We start from the raw sequence: 23,471 nt of genomic DNA, 5'->3' as shown, positions 1-23,471 counted from the left end.
GATGAGAGGGCGCGCCTGTATCAATAGACTCTTTACACCCTGCCCCGCATCCTGTTGCTCCCCGTGGGAACGGAGGTCTACACTCCGCGGGGAAACGGTCGTATGCGGATCGACCGGCTTTCTCTCCCAGGACGGGCGCAACGCGAAGAGGCATCCATGGCCAGAAAGACCAAGGCAGCAGCCAAACCCTCGGCCCCCCCCTTCCCCCGCCGACAGCCAGGAGGCACTGCTCGACCGGGCCTTGTCGCTTCACCAGCAAGGACAGTTGGCAGAGGCGGAAACCCTGTATCGGACGGTGCTCGACCAGGATGGACGCAATCCCACAGCCCTCAAATATCTGGGAGCTGTCTTGATGCAGCTCGGGCGTCCCCAAGAGGCGCGCCCCCTTTTGCTCATCGCGGCCGGACACGACAAGAACGACCCGGAAATCTTTGATTTTCTTGGAAATGCCCTGGCTCAAGCCGACGAAAAACAAAAGGCCCTGGAGTCGTTTTGCCGAGCCTTGTCCCTCAACCCCACGTTTACGTCGGCCTGGAACAATCTGGGCATGATGCACAAGCGCTTCAACGAGGCACCTCAGGCTGAGTTTTGCTTTCAGCGCGCCTTGTCGATCAACCCGAAGATGACGGAAGCGCTGAACAACTACGGCAATCTTCTGCGCGACCTGCGCCGCTTTGACGAAGCCGAGAAAAAGTACAATCAACTTCTGGACGTCGATCCTTATAATGCCAACGGCTGGTTTGGCTTGGCCTCTCTGCGCAAAAGCCAACGCCGTTACGCGGAAGCGGCCGAGCTTTACTTGAAGACGGTCAAGTATCGAAAGAACTTTCAGGATGCTTGGCTCGGGTTGTCGTCGGCCTATTTTTTTCAGGGGCGGCTTCTTGATTGCAAGTATGCCATTGAGCAAGCCCTGATCATCAACGCTAATAATTCCGACGCCCTGGATAAGATGGGAACCGTTCTGATCCAGTTGCGGGATTACCAGGAAGCAGAAAAGTTTTACAAGGCTTCTTTGGCACTTGACCCTAATAATGCCTCGGTTCTCAACAACATGGCGGGCCTTCTTTTCAAGAGTCGCCGCTACCGCGAGGCGTTCGACACCTACTCCCGCTGTGTTTCCTTGCATCCTGAGAATGCCATGGCGTGGATGAACATGGGGGAACTGGCCCGCCGGGCCAACCGGCCTAACCAAGCCATGGAATATTATAAAAAATCCTTGGAATATCGCCCAGACTACCCTGAAGCGATCAGCAATATCGGGATGATCGACATTCAGTTCTCGGATCTGGACATGGCGGAAAGCCGCTTCCGCCGAGCCATTGAAATCGCCCCTGACATGATTCTGGTGCGCGACAACCTCTTGTTCGCCCTCAACTACAAGGCCAGCATTACGGCGGAGGAGCTGTTTCGCGAATACCAGATTTATAACGATATTGTGGAAGCCAAGACGGAAAAGCGCTTCACCCACGAGGCCCACCCCCGGCCCGAGGGGCGACGCCTGCGCATCGGCTATTCCTCCCCCGACCTGCGCGCCCACGCCTGCTTGTTCTTTATCGAGGCGCTGTTTCGCTGCCACAACCACGATCGCGTCGAGACCTTTGCCTACGCCAACGTTTCCGAACCGGATGTGCACACCGATCGCGTCAAGGCCTACTTCGATCACTGGATCGACGTGGTGCCGATGAACGACGAGGCCATGGCTCAACGGATCCACGATGATCAAATCGACGTGTTGGTGGATCTGGCAGGCCATACCGGCGGCAACCGCTTGCCGGTTTTCGTCATGCGCCCGGCCCCGATCCAAGTCAGCTATCTTGGCTATGGCTATACCACGGGCTTGACCAGTATCGACTACTATCTGGGCGACGAAAACCTGACCCCCCCGGGGAGCGAGCCCTATTTTAGCGAATCCCTCTGGCATTTGCCTCCCCCCATGTATTGCTACGAGTTGGACGAATCCAAGACCATCCCCGTCAATGACTTGCCTGCCCTGACCAAGGGCTACGTGACCTTTGGCACGCTCTCGCGCACCATTCGCCTCAATGATGGGGTACTCCTGACCTGGAAGCGCATTCTCGACCGCGTCCCCAACAGCCGGCTGCGCCTGGACCAAAAGCCGTTTGTGGAAGAGGCCACGCGCGAAAAGTTCTGGGAGCGCCTTGAAACCCTGGGCATCCCACGCGAGCGGGTTGAACTGTGTTGCACCCGGCCGCACTGGGCGGCCTATCATGATATCGACATCACCTTGGACTGCTGGCCCCACAACGCGGGCACAACCACCTTGGAATCCCTGTGGATGGGGGTCCCGGTCTTGTCCAAGACGGACCGGCCCTCGGTGGGACGGGTTGGCGCTTCCTTGCTCTGTCCTTTGGATTTAGGCGAGTGGGTGGTGGACAGCATTGACGAGTATGTTGACAAAGCCGTGGCGTACGCCAACTCCCTCCCTCTGCTGGCGGAGTTGCGGCACCAATTGCGCGACCGCGTCAAGACCAGCGCCATGATGGATCCAGAAGACTTCGTGTCTCGGATCGAGAACGCCTATGAACAGATGGTCACCACGTGGTGGGCGGGGAGATAAAGCCATGAAGGCGGTCATTCTGGCGGGCGGTCTCGGCACGCGCATTTCCGAGGAAACCCATCTGCGGCCCAAACCGATGATCGAAATCGGCGGGCGGCCTATCCTTTGGCACATCCTCAAAAGCTACGCCGCCCATGGCATCAGTGACTTCATCATTTGCTGCGGCTATAAGGGCTATGTCATCAAAGAGTACTTCGCCAACTACTTCATGCACATGTCTGATGTGACCTTTGACCTGGGCAACAACACCATGCAGGTCCACCAGCACAAGGCGGAGCCCTGGCGAGTCACGCTGGTGGATACGGGCGAAGACACCATGACGGGCGGACGTCTGAAGCGGGTCGCTCACTACCTCGAGGGCGAGGAAGCGTTCTGCTTTACGTATGGGGACGGGGTGTCTGACATCGACATTTCGGCCACCTTGGCCTTCCATCGCGCCCACGGGCGGCTGGCCACGGTCACGGCGGTGCGCCCGCCCGGCCGGTTTGGCGCCCTGTCGCTTGCGGGTGAGGTGGTCCAGGGCTTTGTGGAAAAGCCCTCCGGGGGGGGAAGCTGGATCAACGGCGGCTATTTTGTCCTCTCGCCCCGCGTCATCGACACCATCGACGGCGACGAGACCAGTTGGGAACTGGACCCCATGGCCCGGCTGGTCGCCGATGACCAGATGCGCGCCTACTGTCACGATGGCTTCTGGCAGCCCATGGACACCTTGCGCGAAAAGAATTTGCTGGAAGATCTCTGGGTTCAGGGCAAGGCCCCATGGAAAAAATGGTAACTCCCCCCACTCCGGCGTTCTGGCGGGGCAAGCGGGTTTTGGTCACCGGACACACCGGTTTCAAAGGGGGATGGCTGACCCTGTGGCTGCACACGCTGGGCGCTCGGATCACCGCCTTGGCCCTGCCGCCGCAGACCACCCCCAGCTTGTTTGAGTTGGCGCGGGTGGCGGCGGTCTGCGAGAGCCATTTTCTCGATATCCGGGAGGCGCAGGCCGTGGCCGAGCGGATCCGCGCCGCCCGGCCCGAGATCGTCTTGCACCTAGCGGCCCAGCCCCTGGTCCGCGCCAGTTACCGCGACCCCGTGGAAACCTTTGCCAGCAACGTGATGGGCACCGCCCACGTCCTTGAGGCCCTGCGCGGTCTCGACGGCGTGCGCGTGGCGGTCATGATCACCACCGACAAGGTTTATCACAACAAGGAATGGCCCCACCCCTATCGCGAGACGGATCGGCTGGGCGGCCATGACCCCTACAGCGCCAGCAAGGCGGCGGCGGAAGTCGTCATCGCCTGTTACCGCGACGCTTTTTTGACCGCCCAGGGGGTGGCGGTGGCCAGCGCTCGGGCCGGTAACGTGATCGGGGGCGGAGACTGGTCGGCCGATCGGCTGATTCCCGACGCGGTGCGGGCCTGGGAAGCGGGCCGCGTCCTGGAGGTCCGCCGCCCCCAGGCGACCCGCCCCTGGCAGCATGTGCTGGAGCCTCTGGCCGGGTATCTGAGCTTGGCCGAGCACCTGTGGGCCCACCCCGAGGCGGCGTCTGCCTACAATTTTGGGCCCCTGCCCCACGAGGCAGCGACGGTCCGCACGGTCATTGAACAGGCGCGCGTATTTTTTGGCCGGGGCGAGGCGGCCTATGGCGATGGCCGTGACGGCCCGCACGAGGCTGGCTTGCTGGCACTCGACGTGGCCAAGGCCCAGACCGTGCTCGGCTTCACGCCGCGCTGGTCGTTGGAGCAAACCCTGCAAAGGACACTGGGCTGGTATCGAGCCCTGAGCGAGGGCACAGCGGCCCGCGACTTGTGCGAGGCTGACCTTGCGGCCTACAGCGCCGGAGGTCCTCCATGACGGGGCGTCTTGCGGTACGGGATCTCCCCCTGCCCGGCTTGAAGCGGGTGGAGCGCCAGCGGTTGGGCGATCACCGGGGCTTTTTGTCCCGGTTGTTCTGTGCCGAAACCTTGGAAGCGGCCGGCTGGCGCAAGCCCCTTGCCCAGATCAACCAGACCCTCACCCGCGAGCGGGGAACTGTGCGCGGCCTGCACTATCAGAAGCCACCGGCGGCCGAGATCAAGCTGGTGATGTGCCTGAAAGGGGCCATCTGGGATGTGGCCGTGGACGTGCGCCGGGGCTCGTCCACCTTCTTGCACCACCATGGAGAGATCCTCTCGGAAGAGAACGGCTATGCTCTGCTGATTCCCGAAGGCTTTGCCCATGGGTTCCAGGCGCTCACCGCCGATGTGGAACTCCTGTACTGCCATTCCGCCCCCCATGCGCCCGATCTGGAAGCGGGCCTGAACGTGGCTGATCCCCGCCTAGCCCTGCCCTGGCCGCTGCCGGTGACGGGCCTGTCGGTGCGGGATGCGGGGCAGGCCTTGCTAACCCCTGACTTTGAAGGAGTGGTGCTGTGAGATGCCGTCATTGTGGAAAAGAGCTGTCGTTGCCTTTTCTCGACCTCGGCAGCGCCCCTCCCTCCAATGCCTACCTGAGGGCCGAGGGACTGCGGGGGCCCGAAACGTGGTATCCCCTGCGCCTTCTGGTCTGTGAGGGCTGCTGGCTGGTCCAGACCGAGGATCACGCGGGCCGCGAGGCCTTGTTTACGGAGGACTACGCCTATTTCAGTTCGTTCTCGACGTCGTGGCTGGCCCATGCCGAGCGTTATGTCGGGGGCATGACGGAGCGGTTGGGGCTGGGGCCCGAGAGTCTGGTCATCGAGGTGGCGGCCAACGACGGCTATCTCCTGCAATACGTCAAGGCCGCCGGCATTCCCTGCCTTGGCATCGAGCCCACGGCGGGCACGGCAGCGGCGGCGCGCGCTAAGGGGATCGAGATCGTCGAGCGCTTTTTTGGGCAGGCCCTGGCGCGGGAACTGGCGGCCGCGGGACGGCGGGCCGACCTGATGGCGGCCAACAACGTGTTGGCCCATGTCCCGGATATCAATGACTTTGTCGGAGGCTTTGCCTGTCTGTTGCAGCCCCGGGGGGTCGCGACCTTCGAGTTTCCCCACCTGTTGCGCATGGTCGGGCAGAACCAGTTCGACACGGCCTACCACGAGCACTATTCCTATCTCTCGCTCTCGAGTGTGGAGCGTCTTTTCAAAGCCAATGGCTTGACGGTCTTTGATGTCGAGGACCTCCCCACCCACGGGGGCAGCCTGCGGGTCCATGCCCAGCGGAGTGACACCGGCCCCCGGCCCCGAACCCCGGCGGTGGACGCCCTGCTTGCGGCCGAGACGCGGGCGGGGATGGCGACCCCGGCGTTTTACCAAGCGTTTCAGGGGGCGGCCGAACGGGTCAAAAACGATCTGGTCGCCTTCTTGATCGATGCCCACCGCCAGGGACGGCGGGTCGGGGCTTATGGGGCGGCGGCCAAAGGAAACACCCTTCTCAACTTTGCCGGCATCCGGCCCGACCTGTTGCCTTATGTCGTGGATCGGAACCCGGCCAAGCAGGGCAAGTTCCTGCCGGGCAGTCGCATTCCCGTGGTCAGCGAGGATGTGTTGTTCGACCATAAACCCGATGACATTCTCATTTTGCCCTGGAACCTGAAAGACGAGATCCAACAGCAGCTTGCGGCAGTGCGCACCTGGGGGGGGCGCTTTGTCACGGCCGTGCCGACCTTGGAGGTCCTGTGATCGACATCGACCCAACCGCCCGGGTCTCGCCCCTGGCTGATCTTGAAGACTCGGTCAAGGGCTCGCGCATCGTCGTGGGCCCGCATTCGGTCATTGACAGCTTCGTCAAGATCAAGCCGGCGGGAGGCCCCGGAGATCTGGTGATCGGCGCCCATACCGTGATCAACTCCGGCTGCGTGCTCTATACCGGCAACGGTCTGACTATCGGCGATTACGTCGCGGTGGCGGCCAATTGCACCTTTGCCCCGGTCAATCACGCCTTCGCCGATGCCGGCCGCCTGATCCGCGAGCAGGGCTTTTTGCCGTCGCGCGGCGGCATTGTGGTCGAGGATGACGTGTGGCTGGGCGCCAACTGCGTGTTGCTTGACGGCGCGGTCTTGCACCAGGGCTGCGTGGTTGGGGCCGGATCGGTGGTGCGGGGTGAACTGGAGCCTTACACGATCTATGGCGGCACCCCCTTGCGCATCTTGGGGCGGCGCACCCACCAGACGGCGGAGGCTCCATGAGGTTTACGATCCTGGGGGCCACGGGGCTGATTGGCGGACATCTGGTGGCAACCCTGAGCGCCCAGGGGCACAGTGTCGCCGTTCCCCCGCGCGACGCCGATCCCGCGACGTTTGAGGATCCCGGGCATATCATTTACGCCATCGGCCTCACCGCCGACTTTCGTCAGCGCCCCTTTGACACGGTGGACGCCCACGTCACGCGCCTAGCGCAGGTCCTGCGGCGCTGTCCTTTCGAGTCTTTGCTCTACCTGTCCTCAACGCGGGTGTATTCCCGTACTTCTTGCACCCTTGAAGACACCCCCCTCCCCGTCGCCCCACACTCCCCGGGAGATTTATACCAGATTTCGAAGCTTATGGGGGAATCTCTATGCCTCCATGGAGGCCGAGCAAACGTGCGCATCGCCCGCCTCTCGAACGTGGTCGCCCCGGACACTATCCCCCGCGACACCTTTGTTTCGGCGCTCGCCCAGGCGGCGGAAAAAGGGCACATTTATCTCGAATCTGCCTTGTCTTCCGTCAAGGACTACATCACCCTCGCGGATGTCGGCGCCTTGCTGCCTCGCATTGCCGTGGGGGGGCGTGAGAGGATTTACAACGTGGCCAGTGGTGTTCAGACCTCCCATCGACAGTGGATCGACCATTTCGTCGCAACGACGGGCTGTACCTGGGAGGTCGCACCTCAGGCCCTGGAGACCTCGTTTCCACCGATTGACATTACCCGCTTGCGTCAGGAGTTTGCCTTTACACCCTCATCCGTTTTCTGACCATCGTCTGCGTTGCAGAAGGAGGAGCAGCCGTATGGATCGTTATATTACGTCGTCTTTTTTCGGGATCAAAGATCCTCAAAATTTTGTTAATGGTCTTCAGCAACTAGTTTTTTCACTCAATGGAAAAAAGAGCATCTATGCTGGAGATAATTTAATCGCGTTACATCGCAATATGGGCTTTTTGGAAGACCAAGCCTTGCGCAACGCTCATGCCACCCATTTTCCGGGGGCGCAAGCGGCCGGCCTTCTGTGGCGCTTGCATGTCCTGACCTGGGCTGTGGGACAAGCTCGGCGGGTACCGGGCGATCTGGTGGAGTGCAGCGCCCATGAAGGTCGGCTGGTGCGCGTCGTCTGTGATGTTCTGGGGGAAGCCCCGGACAGACGCTTTCATCTGTTTGAACACACCAACGCCTCCCGTCCCTCCCCGGCGCTGAGAGATCGTTTGGCTGGTCTGCAGACGGTTGTGCTCCACGAGGGCCACATGACCGATCTTCTGGCGGCTCCCCTCCCCGAGGCCATTGCTTTCTTGCATCTCGCCCTCACCGATGGCGAAGCGGCGATGGTGGCCTTGACCTCCCTCTTTGAGCGCTTGGTTCCCGGCGGGCTCCTGGTTCTGGATACCTATGGATGGCAAGGTTATACCGAGCAGCAAATCAGGGAAGAGCTTTGGCTGGGAGAACGAGGCTGCTATGTCCTTGAACTTCCAACAGGCCAAGGCATCGTTATCCGATAGCGTCGTGAGGGATGGCTAAAAAATAACAAGAAAATTTTCTTTATTTTAAGACCCAAGTCTCTGATCGCATCAGAGGATCTTTAAGGATTTTCCATGAAAATATATAATCACCCCTCTTTTTATGGTCTTTCTGACACTAAATATTTTATTAACGGCGTTATCGAAATAGTATCCTCTCTTCAAAAGAAAGAGGGAACGTATATCGGTGACAATATGATTGTTTTAAACAGAAACCTTAGCTTTCTTGACGACCCTATCTTTATGACAGCCTTTCGGACTCATATTACCGAGGAAAAGGACAAGGCCCTGTTGTGGCGGATGCACACCCTTTTGTGGGGGGCCCGCAAGGCCCTTGCTCTGGAGGGGGACTTCGTCGAGTGCGCCTGCTACAAAGGAAACTCGGCCCGGGTGTTGTGCGAGGCCCTGCGATTCGAAACCATCGACAAAAAATACTACCTCTATGATCTGTTCGAGCATGACCAAACCATGCCCCACCACGAGCTCCCCGCCCACAGCAAAGAGCTTTATGGCGCAGTTCAGGCTCGCTTCCGTGCTTACAACAACGTCATCGTCACCCAAGGGCGGGTGCCGGAGATCCTGGCGCACGTGGCTCCAGAAAAGATTGCCTTCTTGCACTTGGACCTAAACAATACCCAGGCGGAACTCGGCGCCTTGGAACTTCTCTTCGATCGTCTGGTCCCCGGGGCAGTGCTCGTGCTCGACGACTACGGCTGGAGCGCCTACAAGGATCAAAAGGACGCCGAGGATCTCTGGTTTGCCGCGCGCGGGTATTCCGTCTTGGAACTCCCGACTGGCCAGGGCCTCCTCATCAAATAGGGATACCCCATGACCCCGCCCAAGACCCCCATCGAAGCCTTCCATGACGAGCGGCGCCAGCGCATCGCCGGTTATCATCAGAATCCCGGCTTTCAGACCCTGTCCCGGCAGTGGCTGGAAGCCTCGATGCGCGAGAAGTACGTTTATAACTTCGATTGGCTGGGACGGCCCATCATCCAGTATCCCCAGGACATCGTCGGCTACCAGGAACTGGTGTGGGCGGTGAAACCCGACCTGATCATCGAAACCGGCATTGCCCACGGCGGCTCCCTGATCCTCAGCGCCTCCTTGCTGGCCCTTCTCGACTACACCGACGCCCTCACCCAAGGCACGGTGGTGGATCCCAGCCAGCGGCAGCGCAAAGTGGTGGGGGTGGATATCGACATCCGCCCCCACAACCGGGAAGCCATTGAGGCCCACCCCCTCGGCTCCCTTGATCCAGATGATCCAGGGCTCCAGCATCAGCCCGGACACTGTGGCCCAAGTCCACGCGGCGGCCCAAGGATACGAGCGGGTGCTTGTGTGCCTTGATTCCATGCACACCCACGACCACGTGCTGGCCGAGTTGGAGGCCTATGGCGCCCTGGTCAGCCCGGGAAGCTATTGTGTGGTCTTTGACACCTTCGTCGAGGACATGCCCTCCGACTTGTTCCCCGACCGGCCCTGGGATCCCGGCAACAGTCCCAAGACGGCGGTGCGCGCCTTTTTGCGCGACCATCCCGAGTTCGAGATTGACCCCAGCATTCCCGATAAGCTGCTGGTCAGTGTTGCCCCCGATGGCTACTTGCGTCGGCGATAAGACGAGTGTAGGGGTGTGATTACTTTGAGAGGGGAATTTGAAAAGCCTGAGAGAAAAATTCCCCAGGAAATACGCCATGTTATGGCGTGCCATTGCTCCGAGGTTGAACGATCAAGAATGAGCGGAAGTGATCGAACAACGATTGGGAGGTGGCTGGAAAATGCCCGGGGAACTCCTGAGAACGACCTTTTATCACACTTGATGCACGGTTGTCACACCCCGGTCAGGATGAACGGGGAGACGCGAACGTCTCCGATATCGCCGGAGACCGATGCCTCGACGGCGAAGCCCAGGACAAAGACCTGGGCGCCGGAGGCGGGGGCGGCTTTGACCGCGCATCCCTCGGCGTCGGCCGTCACGGGCTCTCCGGCGGCGACCGTGCCCCCGAAGCGCACTTCAGCAAGGTTGGAAAGCGCTATATCCACCACGCCCTTCGCGTCCGCTCCCGTCTCGATCGAACAGCCAAGAAGGGAAGCCGTCCCTCCCTGGGCTTCGCTGATCCCTCCCGCCTGTGGATAGGTGACGATCCGGTAAGGGCGAATGGCCGTCTTGGCCCGATAGCTTTTCACGAACATCGTTCATCCCTTCGTTGTTAATTTCGATCATCAGTCATCGGCAATGGCGTTCTCGATGAAGTATCCCAGCGACGGGGCGGCGATGACTTCCTCGACGCTTTCCCCCACCCGCACCACAGTACCGCCCCTCATGCCGATATTTTTGTCAGGCCATTGCCCCGCAAGCCGGGCGCCGAACTGGGCTGTGAAGCCAAAGCTCGGGCTTTCGGACGGGCCGCCCAGGTCGTCTAAAAAGTAAAGGGCAATGTGGGGACCCCACGCCCGTTGCAACTCGGGCGTCTGTCCTTTTCGGGCGATGTTGACGAACGCCTCGCCCACCAGAACCCGGTCCAGTTCGAATAGGGCCGCGACATCCTGTTGCCGGACAAACCCGCTGTCGCCCGAGGTGTGGTTGATCGCCTTCACAACGGCGGGATGGCGGGCAAACTTGGTGAAGGCGCGGCGCCCGAACACCATGACGTTCGGGCGGTAGATCATCCCGTCCATGATGTCGGTTAGAAGCCCGATGGGGTCGCTTGCGGCGTCGGAGAACTGAGCGGCGCCGGAAAGGGTGGTCTTGTTGGCAGCGGGGTAGGAAGACTCATCAAACAGCTTTTCGGCCACCCTGATTTCCCGGCGAAGAGCAATCAGATTGGCGAGGCGCTCCGACGTGCGGGCGATTAGGTTCTTTTGGGCAGCGGGGGCGTTGTCCACGTCCGCCTGCGGAACCTCGTCATCAAGCGCGTGATCCGTCGTCGCCCCATTGCGCTCCGAAGCGGTGAAGACAACCTTGTTGGGACGCGCCCGACGCCCGACCGCCGTTTCGGGGATGGTAAGCCCTTGGGAAAGATCATATTCGGAATAGCGGTAGTTCATGCCCGCCACGGGAAAGCGGGGAAGGGCCTCGTCGGCGATCATCCGGCGGTTTTTGAACGCCATAACGATGGGGGTAAGCTGGTTATCAACCGGAAAAGGAAACTGTTGCGGCATGGTCGAAGGCTCCACCTATTTGGGGGTGTACAGATGGGGGGGGAGCGTCGGAGAAGGACACCGCGCGGCCCTTCGAGCGTTCCTGGCCCACCCATTGCGTAATCCGGTCGGCCGTCGATGCCACGGCCTCCCCGTCGTCGCCTTCCTGATCCGGCCCGGCGATTTCACCGTAATGCACGGTAACGGGCTGACCCTCCAGGTACGTTTTTAGGAAGGCGTGAACCGAGAGGGTGGTTTCTTGTCCCCCTTCGTTGAAGCAAACGCTTTCGCCTTGCTGGCTCTGGACGATGTCCAAAACCTGCCGGATGCCCTCGGCGAAACAGGGCAGAAGGCGCCCGTCGGCCAGGAGGCGATCCACAAGCGCGGTATGGGCGGCGGATGCCCGCAGACGGGTCAGTTCCTGGCGTAGCCGGGTATTTTCTGCCGCCAGACCACCAGCCTCCCCAAAATCCAGGGTCACGGCTCCATCTCCCTCGGCAAAGGCGACCGGCTGCAACCCTTTGATGGCGGGCGGGGTCGCGCCCAGGAAGCCAAGGTGGCGCAAGTACCAATGCCCGGGGCGCGGGTTGCCGGGAGCGCTGGGGGCGTAGAGCGAGGCCGAGCGGTTGCGGAAGGCGCCTTCCTTCACCAGGGCGGCGAAGCTTGGCGCCACCTTGTGCAAGGTGGCCTTCAGGGCGCCCTCGGCGAAGCGAAGCGACCGGACCCACCCATAGGCGGGATCATCGCTTTTGGGGTGGCCGATAACCACGGGCGCTTCGTAAAGGGCCGGGTCATAACCGGAGGCAAGGTCGGAGACCTCACCTTCGGAAAAGGTTAATGCGCGTCCGCTGCTGTCGGTGTGGGAGCCCGGACGGAAAATTTCGAGTTCAAGTCCCTCCACGGGAACCTCCTTGCGTGGCGTCATGGGCGAGTTCTTCGGGAGAATGCTCCCAAAGGTCGTTTTTGGTTCAAAAAGTGGGGGTGCCCGTTTTTTTGGGGGCGGGAAGGCGGGGCCGGACGGTTCGGCCCCAGGGTGCGGCGCCATCGGCCTTGCGCATCCTGCCCCCGTCAGCCCCCCGTCAGCGGGGACGTTGCCGGGGAAGGGATGCGGCAGGGCGAGAGGAAGTCGTCGCAGGTCGGGAAGAAGGGGAGGCGCGGGCGGTGGCCTTGCGGCGGGCTTCCTGAAGGATCTGGTAGACCCGGCCCTCGGAAAGGCCAAGGTCCAGGGCGATGGACCGGATCTTCCATCCCGCCTTCTTGCGCAGGGCAATCACCCTTTCGCGGCGCCGGGTGGCGCGGCGGCTGGGGATGCGGACACGCTCCCCGGAAAAGATCTGGCAAAACCGCGCCGCGTCGTCTTGCCCCAGGGCCTGAACAAGGATCGGGTTGGGGGTGTCGCCCTTGGCAATATAAAGGCTTGTCCCGCCCAGGGCATCGACCAAGCGGTTTACCGCCTTCTCTCCGATGTATTCCATCAGTTCCGAGAAGACGAGATCCGTGCCAGGGGCATCGCTTGACGGGGCATCGTGCAACATGGGGCGTCCTTTAGCTCAAGATCTTGAGCTAAAGTTTGCCGCCTTACACGGATTTCCGAACCTCAAGGGCTTGAGGTCGGGGATTTTTATTTGGTTTCAAATTTTTGTAAAAGGCGCCAGCATATGCCAGCGCCTTTGATGATAAATAGGGCTTCATCCCCCATTGAAGCGGGTTTATTCGGACGGTGCAGCCGCTTTTTTCCGACGTCGCGGAGCGGGCGGGGGCTTGACGGCTTCGTCATTCTGGAGACCCTGGGCGGCGGTTCTTCGAGCTTTCATGGATTTCAGGGCGCCAATGACCTTCCTGGCATCGTCATAGCCGAGGAACCGAATAGAAGAGATATGGAAGGTGTGTTCCAGCCAGCGCCCGAGGGTAAAATCGTTTGCCTCCTCTCCTTTGAACTCCCCCCACAACGCCCGCATCAAATCGACCTGTCGGGGCGAGGCCATGCCGGGACGCACACCATAATTCCTTTTCGCCGCTGTCGATACGAAGCCAAGTCCTTCAAAGGCGCGCATAAGGGCTTGAAATCCATTCGCGTCAAGGTCCCGGCTACTGTCAACGCCGGCAACTCTCTTCAGAATGGCGCGGTAATCCTCATCCTCTAATCCAAGCTTATTCTTGGCTAGGTGGATGATCTTATTTTGATTTTCCGATAGAGGCATGTCACCTACTCCGTACCGGAGTATTTGACGCCATGCGAAAACCCATCCCTCCAGGTCTTTTTCATCCTCTCATCCGCAAGAGCTTCAAGGGGAAGTCCAACCCTTTTAAGGGTATCAACCTCCATGGTCGTCATGCGATGGCGGACGTTCTCTTCAGTGTCCGCGATGCAATCCCGCATCCAAGAGAGAATTTTATACAATCCCCGCCGGTCTTCCGGAGTCATGCCCGTTTCGATCTCGTCAAAGGTCATGGTGAGGGCGACGAACGAGGCAACGCTTTTGATGTCGTCGAGGGCTTCACACGGATGCGGGGTATTGCTCATTCCATTTCCTCCAAGGCGAGTTCGGACCATGCGGCGGCAAGGCGCTTCATGCTCCCCCCTTGCGGATCCAGGGGTCGAGCGCTGCGCTCCACGCCGGTGGCAGCGGGGCGAGGTCGGGCACGATCAGGACGCCCGGCCCCTGGGCCAGCAAGGCCGGGACGGTGCCCTCGCGGATTTCGGCATGGGGGGCGAGAGCGCGACCAATGAAATACAGCGGATCAAGCAAGGGCACGCCGCGGCCCCGGCGTTCCTGGTCGCGCAGCACCAAGCCGACGCTGTGCGGCGCCGCGGCCTCGCCAAGCAAAATCCGGGTTCCGACGCTGGGCAGCGGGTCGGGGCCGGCCAGCGAGAGATCAAGGGCCGAGCGTCCCGACCGCCCCCCCCGGGCGGGCGGGGGGGAATGAGAAGGGTCTGGGCCCGGGAGGTTCCCGCCGCAAAGCTCAAGGCGGCCCGGGCCAGGATCCGTCCCTCGGGATCAAGCAGACGCACCCACACATCAAGGGGCGCCGCCGCCGATCCGTCGGGGCGTCGGGCCGTGACCTCGAAGGAGCCATCATCGCCCCGCTGGGGAGGATCAAGCACCAAAGCGCCAACGCCTCCGGCCGCGTCTCCGAGGACGGTCAGGGGGGCGCGTTGGGCCAGGGCCTCGGCGAGGCGTTGGCCGGCGCCGGCGCTGCTACCACTCGAACGGCCGGGCCTCAGGGCCTCGGCCAGGGCGGTGGTGTCCTCCAGGCCATCGTGGATCCAGACGGCCCGCGCCAGCGGTATTGCCTCGGTGTCCAGGCGCGCGAGACGCTCCAGGGCCGCCGTGCGGTCGGTGCCCCAGGGATGCGGCGTCAGGGCCTGGACCTCGGCCAAAACCTCGGGGGCACGGCGCGGGGCCAGGGGGGGCCAGGGGTCGGCTTGGCGCGCCGTGGTCAGCAGCACCACCGGCTGGTTGCGTCGGGCCGCCTGCTCCAACACCTCGGCGGCGGCGTCCTGGCGGGCTTGCCAGTCAGTGGCGGCGGCCCAACTGTCGTCGAGCACCAGCAGCACCGCTTGGGGGCCGGCCGCCGGAGGGGCGCCTTCGAAAACGGGGCGCGCCAGCCCCAGCACGGCCAGCACCACGATCAACACCCGCAGGAGCAGCAGCCACCAAGGCGAGCGGGCCGAGACCTGTTCCTCGGCCTTAAGGCCGCGGAGCAGCCGCAGGGCGGGAAACACCGTGCGCCGGGGCGCGGGCGGCGTGACGCGCAGCAGCCACCAAAGCGCTGGCAACGCGGCCAGGGCGGCGAGGGCCCAGGGGGTTGCCAGGGAGAGGGTGGCCGGATCCGGCATGGGGGGCTCCTTGTGGGCAAAGAAAGAGGGGGATGGAGGAAAAAGGAAGGCTGGGGAGGCTCGCCTCCCCAGACCCCTCGGTCAGTTGGCGTTTCGCGTGCGACAAAGCCCCAGGGGAGGAGGGGGCTGGGGAGGCGAGCCTCCCCAGCCTTCCTTCTCTCTTCCCCCCCCGCTCATCCGCTCGTTCTCGCCGTCGGCCCCGATGTCCCCGGCGTCCGGCGCGGCGGGGTTTCCGACAAAGCGCGATAGAGCGCCAGCAAGGCGAGGCGCGGCGGTTGGTCGGTGTGGTGGGCCAGGAAGCCCCAGCCGTGGCGCCGGGCCAGGGCGGCGATCTGGTCACGATGCGCGGCGAGGCGGCGCTGGTAGCGGGTGCGCACCGCCTCGACCCGGTCCACCAGCACCGGGGGTTCGCCCTCCAGGCCATCAAAGCGCATGCGCCCCTCGAACGGCAGGGTCTCCTCGGCCGGGTCAAGGATCTGCACCAGATGTCCCCGCACCCCGGCGCCAGCCAGCCGGCGCAAGCCGGCGCGCAAGTCCTCAATGGGGTCGAGGAAATCCCCCAAGATCACCATGCGGCCGTGGCGGGCGATCGGCGCGCTCCAGGCGGCCTCGGGGCCGTGGGCATTGCTCTCCAGGCTCAGGGCGAGGGCCATGCGGACCAAGGCGGCACGGCCCTGGGCCGGCAAGGTGTCGTGCCCGGCCAGGGCGATGCGTTCGCCGCCTCGCACCAAAAGCGAGGCCAGGGCCAAGGCGAGTTCCATGGCACGGGCCGCCTTCCACGGTAGGGAGCGCCGGCTGGCGTAGGCCATGGACGGGCTGCGGTCGCAGGCGATCCAGATGGCCTGGGCCGCCTCCCACTCGTGCTCGCGCACGAACAAGGGATCGGCCCGGGCGCTGCGCCGCCAGTCGATGCGCGAGGGGGAATCGCCGGGCTGGTGGCGGCGGAACTCCCAGAAGTCCTCCCCCGGCCCGGCCCGGCGCCGGCCGTGAATGCCCAGGGCGACGCTCGACGCGATGCGCTCGGCGGCGACCAGAAGAGGCGGCAGCAAGGCGGCCGTGGCCTCGGCCCGGTCAAGCCGGGGCAAGGCAGCTGCACGGGGCGGGGCGGGCTCGGTCATGGTCAGGCAATCAGACGGGTCAAGCGCTCGATGACCTGAGCCATCGGCACGCCATCGGCGCGCGCACTGAAGGTCAGGGCCATGCGATGGCGCAGGACCGGCGGGGCCAGGGCGATCACATCCTCGATATCGGGCGCGGTGCGGCCATCAAGCAAGGCGCGGGCCCGCGCTGCCAAGGCCAGGGACTGACTGGCGCGTGGCCCTGGTCCCCAGGCCACGAGGTCGCGAATGTCGCGCAAGGGGGAGGAATCGGGCCGTCCCGCCCGGACCAAGGTTAAGATGGCCTGGACCACCGCCTCGCCCACCGGCACGCGCCGCACCAGGGCCTGGGCGGCCAACAGGTCGGCGGCGGCCATCACCGGCCGGGGGCGGATTTCGCTGGCGCCGGTGGTGGTGGCCAGCATGCGCCGCTCGGCGGCTTCGTCGGGATAGCCCACGTTGACCTGGGTCAAGAAACGGTCCAACTGGGCCTCGGGCAAGGGATACGTGCCCTCCTGCTCGATGGGGTTTTGGGTAGCCAGCACGTGGAAGGGCCGGGGCAGGTCGTGGGCCAGACCGGCCACGCTGACTTGGCGCTCCTGCATGGACTGCAACAGGGCCGATTGGGTGCGCGGGCTGGCCCGGTTGATTTCGTCGGCCAGCAGGAGTTGGCAGAACACCGGGCCGGGCAAGAACCGAAACCCGCGCCGGCCTTCGGGTGTTTCCTCCAGGACCTCCGAGCCCAAAATGTCGGCGGGCATGAGGTCGGGGGTGAACTGCACGCGCTTGTCCTCCAGGCCCAAGACCACGCCTAGGGTTTGCGCCAGACGGGTTTTGCCCAGGCCGGGCAGGCCGATCAGCAGAGCGTGGCCGCCCGACAGCAAAGTGACGAGAACCTCGGTGATCACGGTTTCCTGTCCGTGAATGACCTCGGCCACCGCCGCGCGCGCCTCCTTGATTCGCGCCATCAACCTTTCTACCTCTTGAAGGTCAGACGCAACGGCACTGGCGGGGGACGTGGTGGACATGGACACGATGAACCTCCGCACATGATGAGGGGCCCGAGGACCCGGTGACCTTATGACCCATAATGTAAGTATCGACCCCCCTTCCCGCACCCCCCCCTCTGCGGTGGCTTTCGGGGCGACGGGACAAGACGCCGACGACTGCGGGGACCTTCCCTTGCGCATTGATGCCGAGGGCCTATGGACCTATCGCGGATCGCCGATCGGCCGCAAGGAAATGGTCTGTCTTTTCGCGACCATGTTGCGCCGAGCCCGCGATGGCTCCTTCTGGCTGATCGCCCCGGGGGAGCGGGTGCGTATTGCGGTGGAGGATGCCCCGTTTTTGGCGGTGGAGATGTTCAAGTCCGGCGGCTGTGGCGAGGGACAGGTTCTGTCGTTTCGCACCAACGTGGACGAGATCGTCACCGTGGACGCGGCTCACCCCTTGCGCGTTGAGCACGATCCCCTGACCGGCGAGCCGCGCCCCTATGTCTTGGTGCGTCCCGGCCTGGAAGCCCGCCTGACCCGCGCCGTGTTCTATCAACTCGCGGCCCGGGCGGTGGAACGTCACGATGGCGAGACCACCTGTTACGGGGTGTGGAGCAGCGGCGGATTTTTTCGCCTGGGCTGCTTCGATGGCAGCGGGGCGGTGATGGGCGCCGCCACGACGCCCTGCGCGTGTTCGGAGAAACCCTCCTGAGCCCCCCGCAAGAGCCCGTCTTGCAAGAGCGGTCATGGTCGCGCGAGCGCCTGCGCACCGCCTTGCGCCAGACCCAGGGGGTGGGTTGGGGATCGGACGAGGGGGTGTCGCGCCGGCTGGGCGGCGAAAGCTTGGGGGCAGAGGGCGATACCGCCCGTCCGGCCGCTGTTTTGGTGCCCCTGGTCGAGCGCCCCGAGGGACTGAACGTTCTGTTGACCCGGCGCACCGCCCATCTGGCCCATCATGCGGGGCAGATTGCCTTCCCCGGGGGGCGAGCCGAGGCCTCCGACCCCTCGCCCGAGGCGACCGCCTTGCGCGAGGCCTTCGAGGAGACGGGGCTGGGCGGGGAGAGTGTGGACATTTTGGGACGTCTCGATGACTATAGAACCGTGACGGGGTTTCATGTGACCCCGGTGGTGGGGGCGGTGACGCCGCCGTTGGATCTGCGTCTCGATCCCCACGAGGTGGCGATCGCCTTCGAGGTGCCGTTGGCCTTTATCCTCGACGAGAGCAACCATCGCCGGGAGGTTCGCGAGACCCCGAGGGGCGGTCGGCGGGCGTATTTTGCCATTCCCTATCACGAACATTACATCTGGGGGGCGACGGCGGCCATGCTGATCAATCTATGCGCCGTGATGCGCCGCGAAGGCCTGGGCGTATGATCCGGGCCGTTCTGGCGTTGCTGGTGCCCGTTCTTGTGCCGTGGGTGGGCTGGGTGCTGTGGGCTGAAGTTGCCCGGCGTCGCGGGCGGCCCCGGCCCGAGGTGCCGGTGGTGGCCTTGGTGGTGACCGCCATGGCGCTGATGCTCCTGGGGGCTGGGGTTTTGGCCTTCATGTCGGCCGACGGTGGCGAGCCGCCGGGAACCTCCTACACCCCGCCTCGTGCCCTTGACGTCAACCCCGAGGCTTGGCCGGTCACGCCCCGCCCCTGAGCCCCGGGGTCCTCGAAGCGGACGCCCGATCATGACCGCCAGACTGCCCCGGCTTGAAGACCGCCCCCCCGTTGGCCAACTGGGGCCTGAGCCCTGGTTGAGCGCCCCGGCCACCCGCGCCGTTCTGGCCGCCCTGACCGCCGAGGGCGGGCAGGCCCGCTTCGTTGGCGGCTGCGTGCGCGATGCCCTGGTGCATCGGCCCTCCAACGACATCGACATCGCCACCACCGAGCCGCCGCCCCGGGTCATGGCCTTGCTGGAGCAGGCCGGGATCGCGGCCCTTCCCACCGGGCTGGCTCATGGCACCGTCACCGCCCGGGTGGACGGTCGTTCCTTCGAGATCACCACGTTGCGCCGCGACGTGGCCTGCGACGGGCGCCACGCCCATGTGGCGTTTTGCACCAGCTTCTACGAGGACGCCAAACGGCGCGATTTCACCATCAACGCTCTGTCTGCCGATGCCGAGGGCCGGGTTTACGACTATTTCGATGGGATTGCCGATCTGGCGGCGGGGCGGGTGCGGTTTGTGGGCCGGGCGCAGGACCGCTTGCAGGAAGATTTCCTGCGAATCATGCGCTACTTCCGGTTCCATGCGTGGTACGGCCTGCCCCCCGCCGACGAGGAGGCTCTGGCGGCCTGCGCCAGTCTGGCCCCGGGGCTGGACACGCTGGCTGGTGAGCGGGTGCGTGTCGAGATGCTGCGCTTGCTGGCGGCCCCCGACCCAGCCGGGGTCTTGGCGCTGATGCAAGGCCGGGTGCTGGAACGGCTGCTGCCCGGGGTGGTGGATCTCGCGCCGTTGCGGGTCCTGGTCATGCTGGAAACCCGGGGGCTGGTGGTGCCGGGAATCGCCCCTGATCCCCTGCGCCGTCTGGCGGCGGCACTGGGCGCTGTGCCGGGAGGGGGAACGGGGCATACGCCTTTGGATCTGCCGATGCTGATTGAGCGCTACCGGTTCAGCCGGAGCGAGGCCCGGCGTTTGGCGGCCTTGCTTGATCTCGAGTCGGAGCACTGGCCCGATCCCGACCGCGACTCGGGAAGCCTGCGGCTCCTGCTCGATGCCCTGGGACGGGAGGTCTGTCGGGACCGCGCCTTGCTGGCTTGGGCTGCGGAACGGGTGCGGGTTCCCTTTGCCCGATCCCAACGTTCTCAAGGCTGGCTCAGGCTTTTGGAGGACATTCTTAAGTGGGATCCTCCCCCCTTTCCCCTGTCGGGGCGCGACGTTCTGGCCCGAGGGGGCCAGGGACCCGAGGTGGGGCGGCTTTTACGCGAGGTTCGGCGTCTTTGGCTGCTCGACGGTGCCGTGGGGGGGCGTGACGAGGCCCTGACCTGGCTGGAGGCCCTGGGGGCGAGAGCCGACGAAGAGGGATAAATAGTCCTATAATTCATGGGGTTATCAAAGGTCCTTTCCGCCCCGCCCCCCCCTTGCGCCCCGGGGAAAGGCCGCGCGCTTTGGGCTTTTCAGATAAAACGAATTGGACTATACCCCCGACGGGTCTGCCGCGTTGCGCCGTGAGTGGGGGCGCGAAGGTATGCGAACGTGGCAGCCGTGATTCCGGGAGAAGGCCTGAGGCAAAAAGGCACACCGGGGTTGCATGTGGGCGGTTCCGGGAAGCGGTTCTTCACAGGGAATCGTCACAGGGCGACGCGACATCGCGGGCAGTGCAGGCTCTCCCCAGACTTTCGGTGGAACGTTGGCCTCTCTTCCCCGTCCGTCGGCAAGGCGGACCCGGACGACCTTTGGTCGTGGGGTCCCGTGGTGAAGTGGTGTACCGGGGCTGTTGGGATGCAACCGCATCTCCCGTGGCCGACTGGAGATGGGGAAACCGGATCCGGAACGCCGAGGGCAACCGAGAGAGGACTATCAGGATGGCTGAAGCCGAAGAGACGATGACGATCATGGGGAAGGAAATTCCCCGCCGGGACTTCCTGATCTACGGAAGTGCCGGCATGGGGGCCTTGGGGGCGGCACTCGCCGCTTGGCCGTTTGTTGATTCCATGAATCCCGCGGCCGACACCCTGGCGCTGGCCACCACCGAGGTGAACATCGGGTCGGTGCAGGAAGGCCAGTCGATCACCGTGACTTGGCAGGGCAAGCCGGTGTTCGTGCGTCACCGCACGGCCAAGGAAATCGAGATGGCCCGCGGTGTCGATGTCGGCACCTTGCGCGACCCTCAGGCCGATGACGTGCGGGTCCAAAAAGAGCAGTGGCTGATCTTGGTCGGCATCTGCACGCACCTGGGCTGCATTCCGCTGGGCCAGAAGTCGGGCGAGCCGCGCGGCGAGTTTGGCGGGTGGTTCTGCCCGTGCCACGGCTCGCACTACGACACGGCCGGCCGCGCCCGCAAGGGGCCTGCGCCGCGCAATCTGGCGGTGCCGCCGTACAAGTTCGTGGACGACACCACCATCCTGATCGGTTAGGAGCCGCCGGACGATGTCGAAGTATACCCCTCCGACCTGGAACAACAAGTTCGTGCGCTGGTTTGACGAGCGTCTGCCGATCGTCACCCTGATGCACAAGGAGCTGGTGGTTTATCCTGCTCCCCGGAATCTTAACTACTGGTGGAGCTTCGGGTCTCTGGCCGGTATTACCCTGGTGATCATGATCGCCACGGGTATTTTCCTGGCGATGTACTACGTTCCGCACGTTGCCCACGCTTTCGACTCCGTCGAGCGCATCATGCGCGATGTCAACTACGGTTGGCTGCTGCGCTACATGCACATGAACGGCGCGTCGATGTTCTTCATTCTGACCTACATCCACATCTTCCGAGGCCTCTACTTCGGGTCTTACAAGGCCCCGCGCGAGGTCTTGTGGTGGGTCGGCGTGATCATTCTCTTCTTGATGATCATCACCGCCTTCTTGGGCTATGTGCTGCCCTGGGGCCAGATGTCCTTCTGGGGCGCCACCGTGATCACCAACTTGGTCTCGGCCGTGCCGGTCGTGGGGCAGGATCTGGTGCGCTGGCTGTGGGGTGGCTTCACCGTGGACAATCCCACGCTGAACCGCTTCTTCTCGCTGCACTACCTGATGCCGATGCTCATCGTCGCCGTGGTGATGATGCACCTGTGGGCCCTGCACGTGAAGAAGTCCAACAACCCGCTGGGCATCGACTGCAAGGCGCCGAACGACTACCTGCCGTTCCACCCCTACTACACCGTCAAGGACATGTTCGGCCTCGGCGTGTTCTTGCTGATCTATGCGTATTTCGTCTTCTTCGCGCCCAACTTCTTCGGCGAACCGGACAACTACATCCCGGCCAACCCGATGGTCACCCCGGCGCACATCGTCCCCGAGTGGTACTTCCTGCCGTTCTACGCCATTCTGCGCGCTGTGCCCGACAAGCTGGGCGGCGTTCTGGCCATGCTCTCGGCGATTTTGGTGCTGTTCGTCCTGCCCTGGCTCGACACCTCCAAGGTGCGCTCGGCCACCTTCCGTCCGATGTACAAGTGGTTCTTCTGGGCCTTCCTCGCCGACTGCCTGTTCTTGGGCTGGCTGGGCGCTCAGATGGCCGAAGAGCCCTACATTACCCTGACCCAGATCGCGACCGTCTACTACTTCGCGCACTTCCTGGTGATCCTCCCGGCGCTGGGCTGGTTCGAAAAGCCCGACCCGCTGCCGGAAAGCATCAGCGCGCCGGTCACCACCCAGGCCTGACGGCGAAACCCAAGGAGTTCACGAGACATGAAGACGATCGTCAAGAGAACCCTGGCGGCTGCCGGTCTGGTGGCGGCCCTGGCCAGCCCGGCCCTGGCCTCGGGCAACGCCGGCGGTCCCCAGCTCGACAAGCAGAGCTGGAGCTGGACCGGCCTGTTCGGCGGCTATAGCGAAAAGCAGCTCAAGAACGGCTTCGAGGTCTACCGCCAGGTCTGTGCCAACTGCCATCCGCTCAAGCACCTGTACTACCGCGACCTCCTCAAGATCGGCTACACCGAGACCGAGGTGAAGGACATTGCGGCCCGCTACCAGGTCAAGGATGGCCCGGACGATAACGGCGAAATGTTCGATCGCCCGGCGACCCCGGCCGATCATTTTGTGGGCCCGTTCGCCAACGACAAGATCGCCGCCATGATCAATGGCGGGGCCGTGCCCCCCGATCTGTCGCTGATGACCAAGGCCCGCAAGCAAGGCCCGGATTACGTCTACAACCTTCTCCACGGCTTTGCTTCCGACGCCCCCGGCCAGCCGGCCGAGTGGTGGCTGAAGCAGCAGGAGAAGCACGGCCTCGACGCCACCTTCCCCGAGACGAAGTACTTCAACGACTTCTTCCCCGGGTATGCGATCTCCATGCCGCCGCAGCTGCGCGAAGGCGCGGTGACCCTGCCCAACGGTAAGGAGCCCTCGGTGGATGAGATGGCCCGCGACGTGGTCACCTTCCTCAACTGGGCGGCCGAGCCGGAGCTGGAAAGCCGCAAGACCATGGGCCTCCTGACCTTGCTGTATCTCGGCGTGCTCACGACCTTGCTGTTCGGCCTCAAGAAGTACATCTGGCGCAACGTCCACCACTAAGGGTTTGACGCCATCCTGAGCGGGCC

At 63.6% G+C, this 23,471-nt stretch carries 27 protein-coding genes; 18 read left to right on the top strand and 9 right to left on the bottom strand.

Annotation, left to right across the window (positions count from 1 at the left end; genetic code table 11):
* Window position 1: 1 nt before the first annotated feature.
* From RSPPHO_RS17660 to RSPPHO_RS20930, 11 genes are all read left to right on the top strand, one after another.
* Window positions 2–2,578 carry a tetratricopeptide repeat protein gene (locus RSPPHO_RS17660; RefSeq protein WP_014414444.1) on the top strand — a complete coding sequence of 859 codons (2,577 nt, stop codon included), beginning with the start codon at window positions 2–4 and terminating at the stop codon, window positions 2,576–2,578.
* A 4-nt stretch (window positions 2,579–2,582) separates the two neighbouring features.
* Window positions 2,583–3,353 carry a glucose-1-phosphate cytidylyltransferase gene (gene rfbF, locus RSPPHO_RS06370; protein WP_041794658.1) on the top strand — a complete coding sequence of 257 codons (771 nt, stop codon included), beginning with the start codon at window positions 2,583–2,585 and terminating at the stop codon, window positions 3,351–3,353.
* A complete protein-coding gene (gene rfbG / locus RSPPHO_RS06365; RefSeq protein ID WP_041794657.1) occupies window positions 3,347–4,417 on the top strand; it encodes a CDP-glucose 4,6-dehydratase in 1,071 nt (356 codons plus the stop codon). Before rfbF ends, rfbG begins: the two co-directional genes overlap by 7 nt.
* Complete coding sequence (locus RSPPHO_RS06360; RefSeq protein ID WP_014414441.1) at window positions 4,414–4,977, top strand: dTDP-4-dehydrorhamnose 3,5-epimerase family protein; 564 nt, start codon at window positions 4,414–4,416, stop codon at window positions 4,975–4,977. The genes rfbG and RSPPHO_RS06360 overlap by 4 nt, the downstream gene beginning before the upstream one ends.
* On the top strand, window positions 4,974–6,200 hold the full coding sequence (locus RSPPHO_RS06355) for a class I SAM-dependent methyltransferase (RefSeq protein WP_014414440.1): 1,227 nt from the start codon (window positions 4,974–4,976) through the stop codon (window positions 6,198–6,200). Before RSPPHO_RS06360 ends, RSPPHO_RS06355 begins: the two co-directional genes overlap by 4 nt.
* Window positions 6,197–6,706 (top strand): acyltransferase, encoded by a 510-nt coding sequence (locus tag RSPPHO_RS06350; protein WP_014414439.1) that lies wholly within the window; start codon window positions 6,197–6,199, stop codon window positions 6,704–6,706. Before RSPPHO_RS06355 ends, RSPPHO_RS06350 begins: the two co-directional genes overlap by 4 nt.
* Window positions 6,703–7,470, top strand: coding sequence for an NAD-dependent epimerase/dehydratase family protein (locus RSPPHO_RS06345; RefSeq protein WP_014414438.1), 768 nt, complete (start codon window positions 6,703–6,705; stop codon window positions 7,468–7,470). Before RSPPHO_RS06350 ends, RSPPHO_RS06345 begins: the two co-directional genes overlap by 4 nt.
* Before the next feature lie 34 nt (window positions 7,471–7,504).
* A complete protein-coding gene (locus RSPPHO_RS06340; RefSeq protein WP_014414437.1) occupies window positions 7,505–8,206 on the top strand; it encodes a class I SAM-dependent methyltransferase in 702 nt (233 codons plus the stop codon).
* A gap of 261 nt (window positions 8,207–8,467) precedes the next feature.
* A complete protein-coding gene (locus tag RSPPHO_RS06335) occupies window positions 8,468–9,043 on the top strand; it encodes a class I SAM-dependent methyltransferase (RefSeq protein WP_157879112.1) in 576 nt (191 codons plus the stop codon).
* Window positions 9,044–9,052: 9 nt separating this feature from the next.
* Window positions 9,053–9,574 carry a CmcI family methyltransferase gene (locus RSPPHO_RS06330; protein ID WP_014414435.1) on the top strand — a complete coding sequence of 174 codons (522 nt, stop codon included), beginning with the start codon at window positions 9,053–9,055 and terminating at the stop codon, window positions 9,572–9,574.
* Entirely contained in the window at window positions 9,486–9,842 is a 357-nt protein-coding gene (locus tag RSPPHO_RS20930) for a cephalosporin hydroxylase family protein (RefSeq protein ID WP_242390581.1), read from the top strand. Before RSPPHO_RS06330 ends, RSPPHO_RS20930 begins: the two co-directional genes overlap by 89 nt.
* A 212-nt stretch (window positions 9,843–10,054) precedes the next feature.
* Here the strand turns inward: RSPPHO_RS20930 and RSPPHO_RS06325 are convergent, their stop codons facing one another.
* The 9 genes from RSPPHO_RS06325 to RSPPHO_RS06285 all read right to left on the bottom strand — a co-directional run bounded on the left by RSPPHO_RS06325 (window position 10,055) and on the right by RSPPHO_RS06285 (window position 17,271).
* Complete coding sequence (locus RSPPHO_RS06325; RefSeq protein WP_014414433.1) at window positions 10,055–10,417, bottom strand: DUF2190 family protein; 363 nt, start codon at window positions 10,415–10,417, stop codon at window positions 10,055–10,057.
* Window positions 10,418–10,447: 30 nt separating this feature from the next.
* On the bottom strand, window positions 10,448–11,386 hold the full coding sequence (locus RSPPHO_RS06320; protein ID WP_041794656.1) for a major capsid protein: 939 nt from the start codon (window positions 11,384–11,386) through the stop codon (window positions 10,448–10,450).
* Window positions 11,358–12,290: a hypothetical protein gene (locus RSPPHO_RS17655; protein ID WP_051013725.1), complete on the bottom strand. Its 933-nt coding sequence runs from the start codon at window positions 12,288–12,290 to the stop codon at window positions 11,358–11,360. Before RSPPHO_RS17655 ends, RSPPHO_RS06320 begins: the two co-directional genes overlap by 29 nt.
* 154 nt (window positions 12,291–12,444) lie before the next feature.
* Window positions 12,445–12,900, bottom strand: a complete 456-nt coding sequence (locus RSPPHO_RS06310; protein WP_014414431.1) for a Mor transcription activator family protein — start codon at window positions 12,898–12,900, stop codon at window positions 12,445–12,447.
* Window positions 12,901–13,074: 174 nt separating this feature from the next.
* Window positions 13,075–13,566 carry a regulatory protein GemA gene (locus tag RSPPHO_RS06305; RefSeq protein WP_051013724.1) on the bottom strand — a complete coding sequence of 164 codons (492 nt, stop codon included), beginning with the start codon at window positions 13,564–13,566 and terminating at the stop codon, window positions 13,075–13,077.
* 5 nt (window positions 13,567–13,571) lie between these two features.
* Window positions 13,572–13,889, bottom strand: coding sequence for a hypothetical protein (locus tag RSPPHO_RS06300; protein ID WP_041793767.1), 318 nt, complete (start codon window positions 13,887–13,889; stop codon window positions 13,572–13,574).
* Window positions 13,890–14,012: 123 nt separating this feature from the next.
* The gene (locus RSPPHO_RS06295) at window positions 14,013–15,206 is read right to left on the bottom strand and encodes a BatA domain-containing protein (RefSeq protein ID WP_014414430.1); all 1,194 of its coding nucleotides are present in this window, start codon (window positions 15,204–15,206) and stop codon (window positions 14,013–14,015) included.
* Between the two features lie 173 nt (window positions 15,207–15,379).
* Window positions 15,380–16,324, bottom strand: coding sequence for a DUF58 domain-containing protein (locus RSPPHO_RS06290; protein ID WP_014414429.1), 945 nt, complete (start codon window positions 16,322–16,324; stop codon window positions 15,380–15,382).
* 2 nt (window positions 16,325–16,326) lie between these two features.
* Window positions 16,327–17,271, bottom strand: a complete 945-nt coding sequence (locus RSPPHO_RS06285) for an AAA family ATPase (protein ID WP_157879111.1) — start codon at window positions 17,269–17,271, stop codon at window positions 16,327–16,329.
* A gap of 112 nt (window positions 17,272–17,383) precedes the next feature.
* Here RSPPHO_RS06285 and RSPPHO_RS06280 point away from each other — a divergent pair, with 112 nt between their 5' ends.
* From RSPPHO_RS06280 to RSPPHO_RS06250, 7 genes are all read left to right on the top strand, one after another.
* Window positions 17,384–18,007: a DUF1285 domain-containing protein gene (locus tag RSPPHO_RS06280; protein ID WP_014414427.1), complete on the top strand. Its 624-nt coding sequence runs from the start codon at window positions 17,384–17,386 to the stop codon at window positions 18,005–18,007.
* Window positions 17,986–18,669 carry a CoA pyrophosphatase gene (locus RSPPHO_RS06275; protein ID WP_242390580.1) on the top strand — a complete coding sequence of 228 codons (684 nt, stop codon included), beginning with the start codon at window positions 17,986–17,988 and terminating at the stop codon, window positions 18,667–18,669. Before RSPPHO_RS06280 ends, RSPPHO_RS06275 begins: the two co-directional genes overlap by 22 nt.
* Window positions 18,666–18,938, top strand: a complete 273-nt coding sequence (locus tag RSPPHO_RS06270; RefSeq protein WP_041794654.1) for a hypothetical protein — start codon at window positions 18,666–18,668, stop codon at window positions 18,936–18,938. The genes RSPPHO_RS06275 and RSPPHO_RS06270 overlap by 4 nt, the downstream gene beginning before the upstream one ends.
* Window positions 18,939–18,969: 31 nt before the next feature.
* Window positions 18,970–20,307, top strand: a complete 1,338-nt coding sequence (locus RSPPHO_RS06265) for a CCA tRNA nucleotidyltransferase (RefSeq protein WP_157879110.1) — start codon at window positions 18,970–18,972, stop codon at window positions 20,305–20,307.
* Window positions 20,308–20,804: 497 nt separating this feature from the next.
* Window positions 20,805–21,356, top strand: a complete 552-nt coding sequence (gene petA / locus RSPPHO_RS06260; RefSeq protein WP_041794653.1) for a ubiquinol-cytochrome c reductase iron-sulfur subunit — start codon at window positions 20,805–20,807, stop codon at window positions 21,354–21,356.
* A gap of 13 nt (window positions 21,357–21,369) precedes the next feature.
* The gene (locus RSPPHO_RS06255; RefSeq protein ID WP_014414422.1) at window positions 21,370–22,593 is read left to right on the top strand and encodes a cytochrome b; all 1,224 of its coding nucleotides are present in this window, start codon (window positions 21,370–21,372) and stop codon (window positions 22,591–22,593) included.
* Between the two features lie 27 nt (window positions 22,594–22,620).
* The gene (locus RSPPHO_RS06250; protein ID WP_014414421.1) at window positions 22,621–23,445 is read left to right on the top strand and encodes a cytochrome c1; all 825 of its coding nucleotides are present in this window, start codon (window positions 22,621–22,623) and stop codon (window positions 23,443–23,445) included.
* Window positions 23,446–23,471: the final 26 nt, after the last annotated feature.

The organism is Pararhodospirillum photometricum DSM 122, assembly GCF_000284415.1.
Classification (GTDB): domain Bacteria; phylum Pseudomonadota; class Alphaproteobacteria; order Rhodospirillales; family Rhodospirillaceae; genus Pararhodospirillum; species Pararhodospirillum photometricum.
The sequence above is the reverse complement of the archived record's forward strand: the minus strand, read 5'-3'. Positions and strand labels throughout refer to the sequence as shown.

What these genes read in the sequence shown, in the direction of transcription:
- RSPPHO_RS17660 (WP_014414444.1), top strand. Translation starts at nt 2, where the DNA reads ATGAGAGGGCGCGCCTGTATCAATAGACTCTTTACACCCTGCCCCGCA.
- rfbF (WP_041794658.1), top strand. Translation starts at nt 2,583, where the DNA reads ATGAAGGCGGTCATTCTGGCGGGCGGTCTCGGCACGCGCATTTCCGAG.
- rfbG (WP_041794657.1), top strand. Translation starts at nt 3,347, where the DNA reads ATGGTAACTCCCCCCACTCCGGCGTTCTGGCGGGGCAAGCGGGTTTTG.
- RSPPHO_RS06360 (WP_014414441.1), top strand. Translation starts at nt 4,414, where the DNA reads ATGACGGGGCGTCTTGCGGTACGGGATCTCCCCCTGCCCGGCTTGAAG.
- RSPPHO_RS06345 (WP_014414438.1), top strand. Translation starts at nt 6,703, where the DNA reads ATGAGGTTTACGATCCTGGGGGCCACGGGGCTGATTGGCGGACATCTG.
- RSPPHO_RS06340 (WP_014414437.1), top strand. Translation starts at nt 7,505, where the DNA reads ATGGATCGTTATATTACGTCGTCTTTTTTCGGGATCAAAGATCCTCAA.
- RSPPHO_RS06335 (WP_157879112.1), top strand. Translation starts at nt 8,468, where the DNA reads ATGACAGCCTTTCGGACTCATATTACCGAGGAAAAGGACAAGGCCCTG.
- RSPPHO_RS06330 (WP_014414435.1), top strand. Translation starts at nt 9,053, where the DNA reads ATGACCCCGCCCAAGACCCCCATCGAAGCCTTCCATGACGAGCGGCGC.
- RSPPHO_RS20930 (WP_242390581.1), top strand. Translation starts at nt 9,486, where the DNA reads ATGATCCAGGGCTCCAGCATCAGCCCGGACACTGTGGCCCAAGTCCAC.
- RSPPHO_RS06325 (WP_014414433.1), bottom strand. Translation starts at nt 10,417, where the DNA reads ATGTTCGTGAAAAGCTATCGGGCCAAGACGGCCATTCGCCCTTACCGG.
- RSPPHO_RS06320 (WP_041794656.1), bottom strand. Translation starts at nt 11,386, where the DNA reads ATGCCGCAACAGTTTCCTTTTCCGGTTGATAACCAGCTTACCCCCATC.
- RSPPHO_RS17655 (WP_051013725.1), bottom strand. Translation starts at nt 12,290, where the DNA reads ATGACGCCACGCAAGGAGGTTCCCGTGGAGGGACTTGAACTCGAAATT.
- RSPPHO_RS06310 (WP_014414431.1), bottom strand. Translation starts at nt 12,900, where the DNA reads ATGTTGCACGATGCCCCGTCAAGCGATGCCCCTGGCACGGATCTCGTC.
- RSPPHO_RS06305 (WP_051013724.1), bottom strand. Translation starts at nt 13,566, where the DNA reads ATGCCTCTATCGGAAAATCAAAATAAGATCATCCACCTAGCCAAGAAT.
- RSPPHO_RS06300 (WP_041793767.1), bottom strand. Translation starts at nt 13,889, where the DNA reads ATGAGCAATACCCCGCATCCGTGTGAAGCCCTCGACGACATCAAAAGC.
- RSPPHO_RS06295 (WP_014414430.1), bottom strand. Translation starts at nt 15,206, where the DNA reads ATGCCGGATCCGGCCACCCTCTCCCTGGCAACCCCCTGGGCCCTCGCC.
- RSPPHO_RS06290 (WP_014414429.1), bottom strand. Translation starts at nt 16,324, where the DNA reads ATGACCGAGCCCGCCCCGCCCCGTGCAGCTGCCTTGCCCCGGCTTGAC.
- RSPPHO_RS06285 (WP_157879111.1), bottom strand. Translation starts at nt 17,271, where the DNA reads ATGGCGCGAATCAAGGAGGCGCGCGCGGCGGTGGCCGAGGTCATTCAC.
- RSPPHO_RS06280 (WP_014414427.1), top strand. Translation starts at nt 17,384, where the DNA reads ATGACCCATAATGTAAGTATCGACCCCCCTTCCCGCACCCCCCCCTCT.
- RSPPHO_RS06270 (WP_041794654.1), top strand. Translation starts at nt 18,666, where the DNA reads ATGATCCGGGCCGTTCTGGCGTTGCTGGTGCCCGTTCTTGTGCCGTGG.
- RSPPHO_RS06265 (WP_157879110.1), top strand. Translation starts at nt 18,970, where the DNA reads ATGACCGCCAGACTGCCCCGGCTTGAAGACCGCCCCCCCGTTGGCCAA.
- petA (WP_041794653.1), top strand. Translation starts at nt 20,805, where the DNA reads ATGGCTGAAGCCGAAGAGACGATGACGATCATGGGGAAGGAAATTCCC.
- RSPPHO_RS06255 (WP_014414422.1), top strand. Translation starts at nt 21,370, where the DNA reads ATGTCGAAGTATACCCCTCCGACCTGGAACAACAAGTTCGTGCGCTGG.
- RSPPHO_RS06250 (WP_014414421.1), top strand. Translation starts at nt 22,621, where the DNA reads ATGAAGACGATCGTCAAGAGAACCCTGGCGGCTGCCGGTCTGGTGGCG.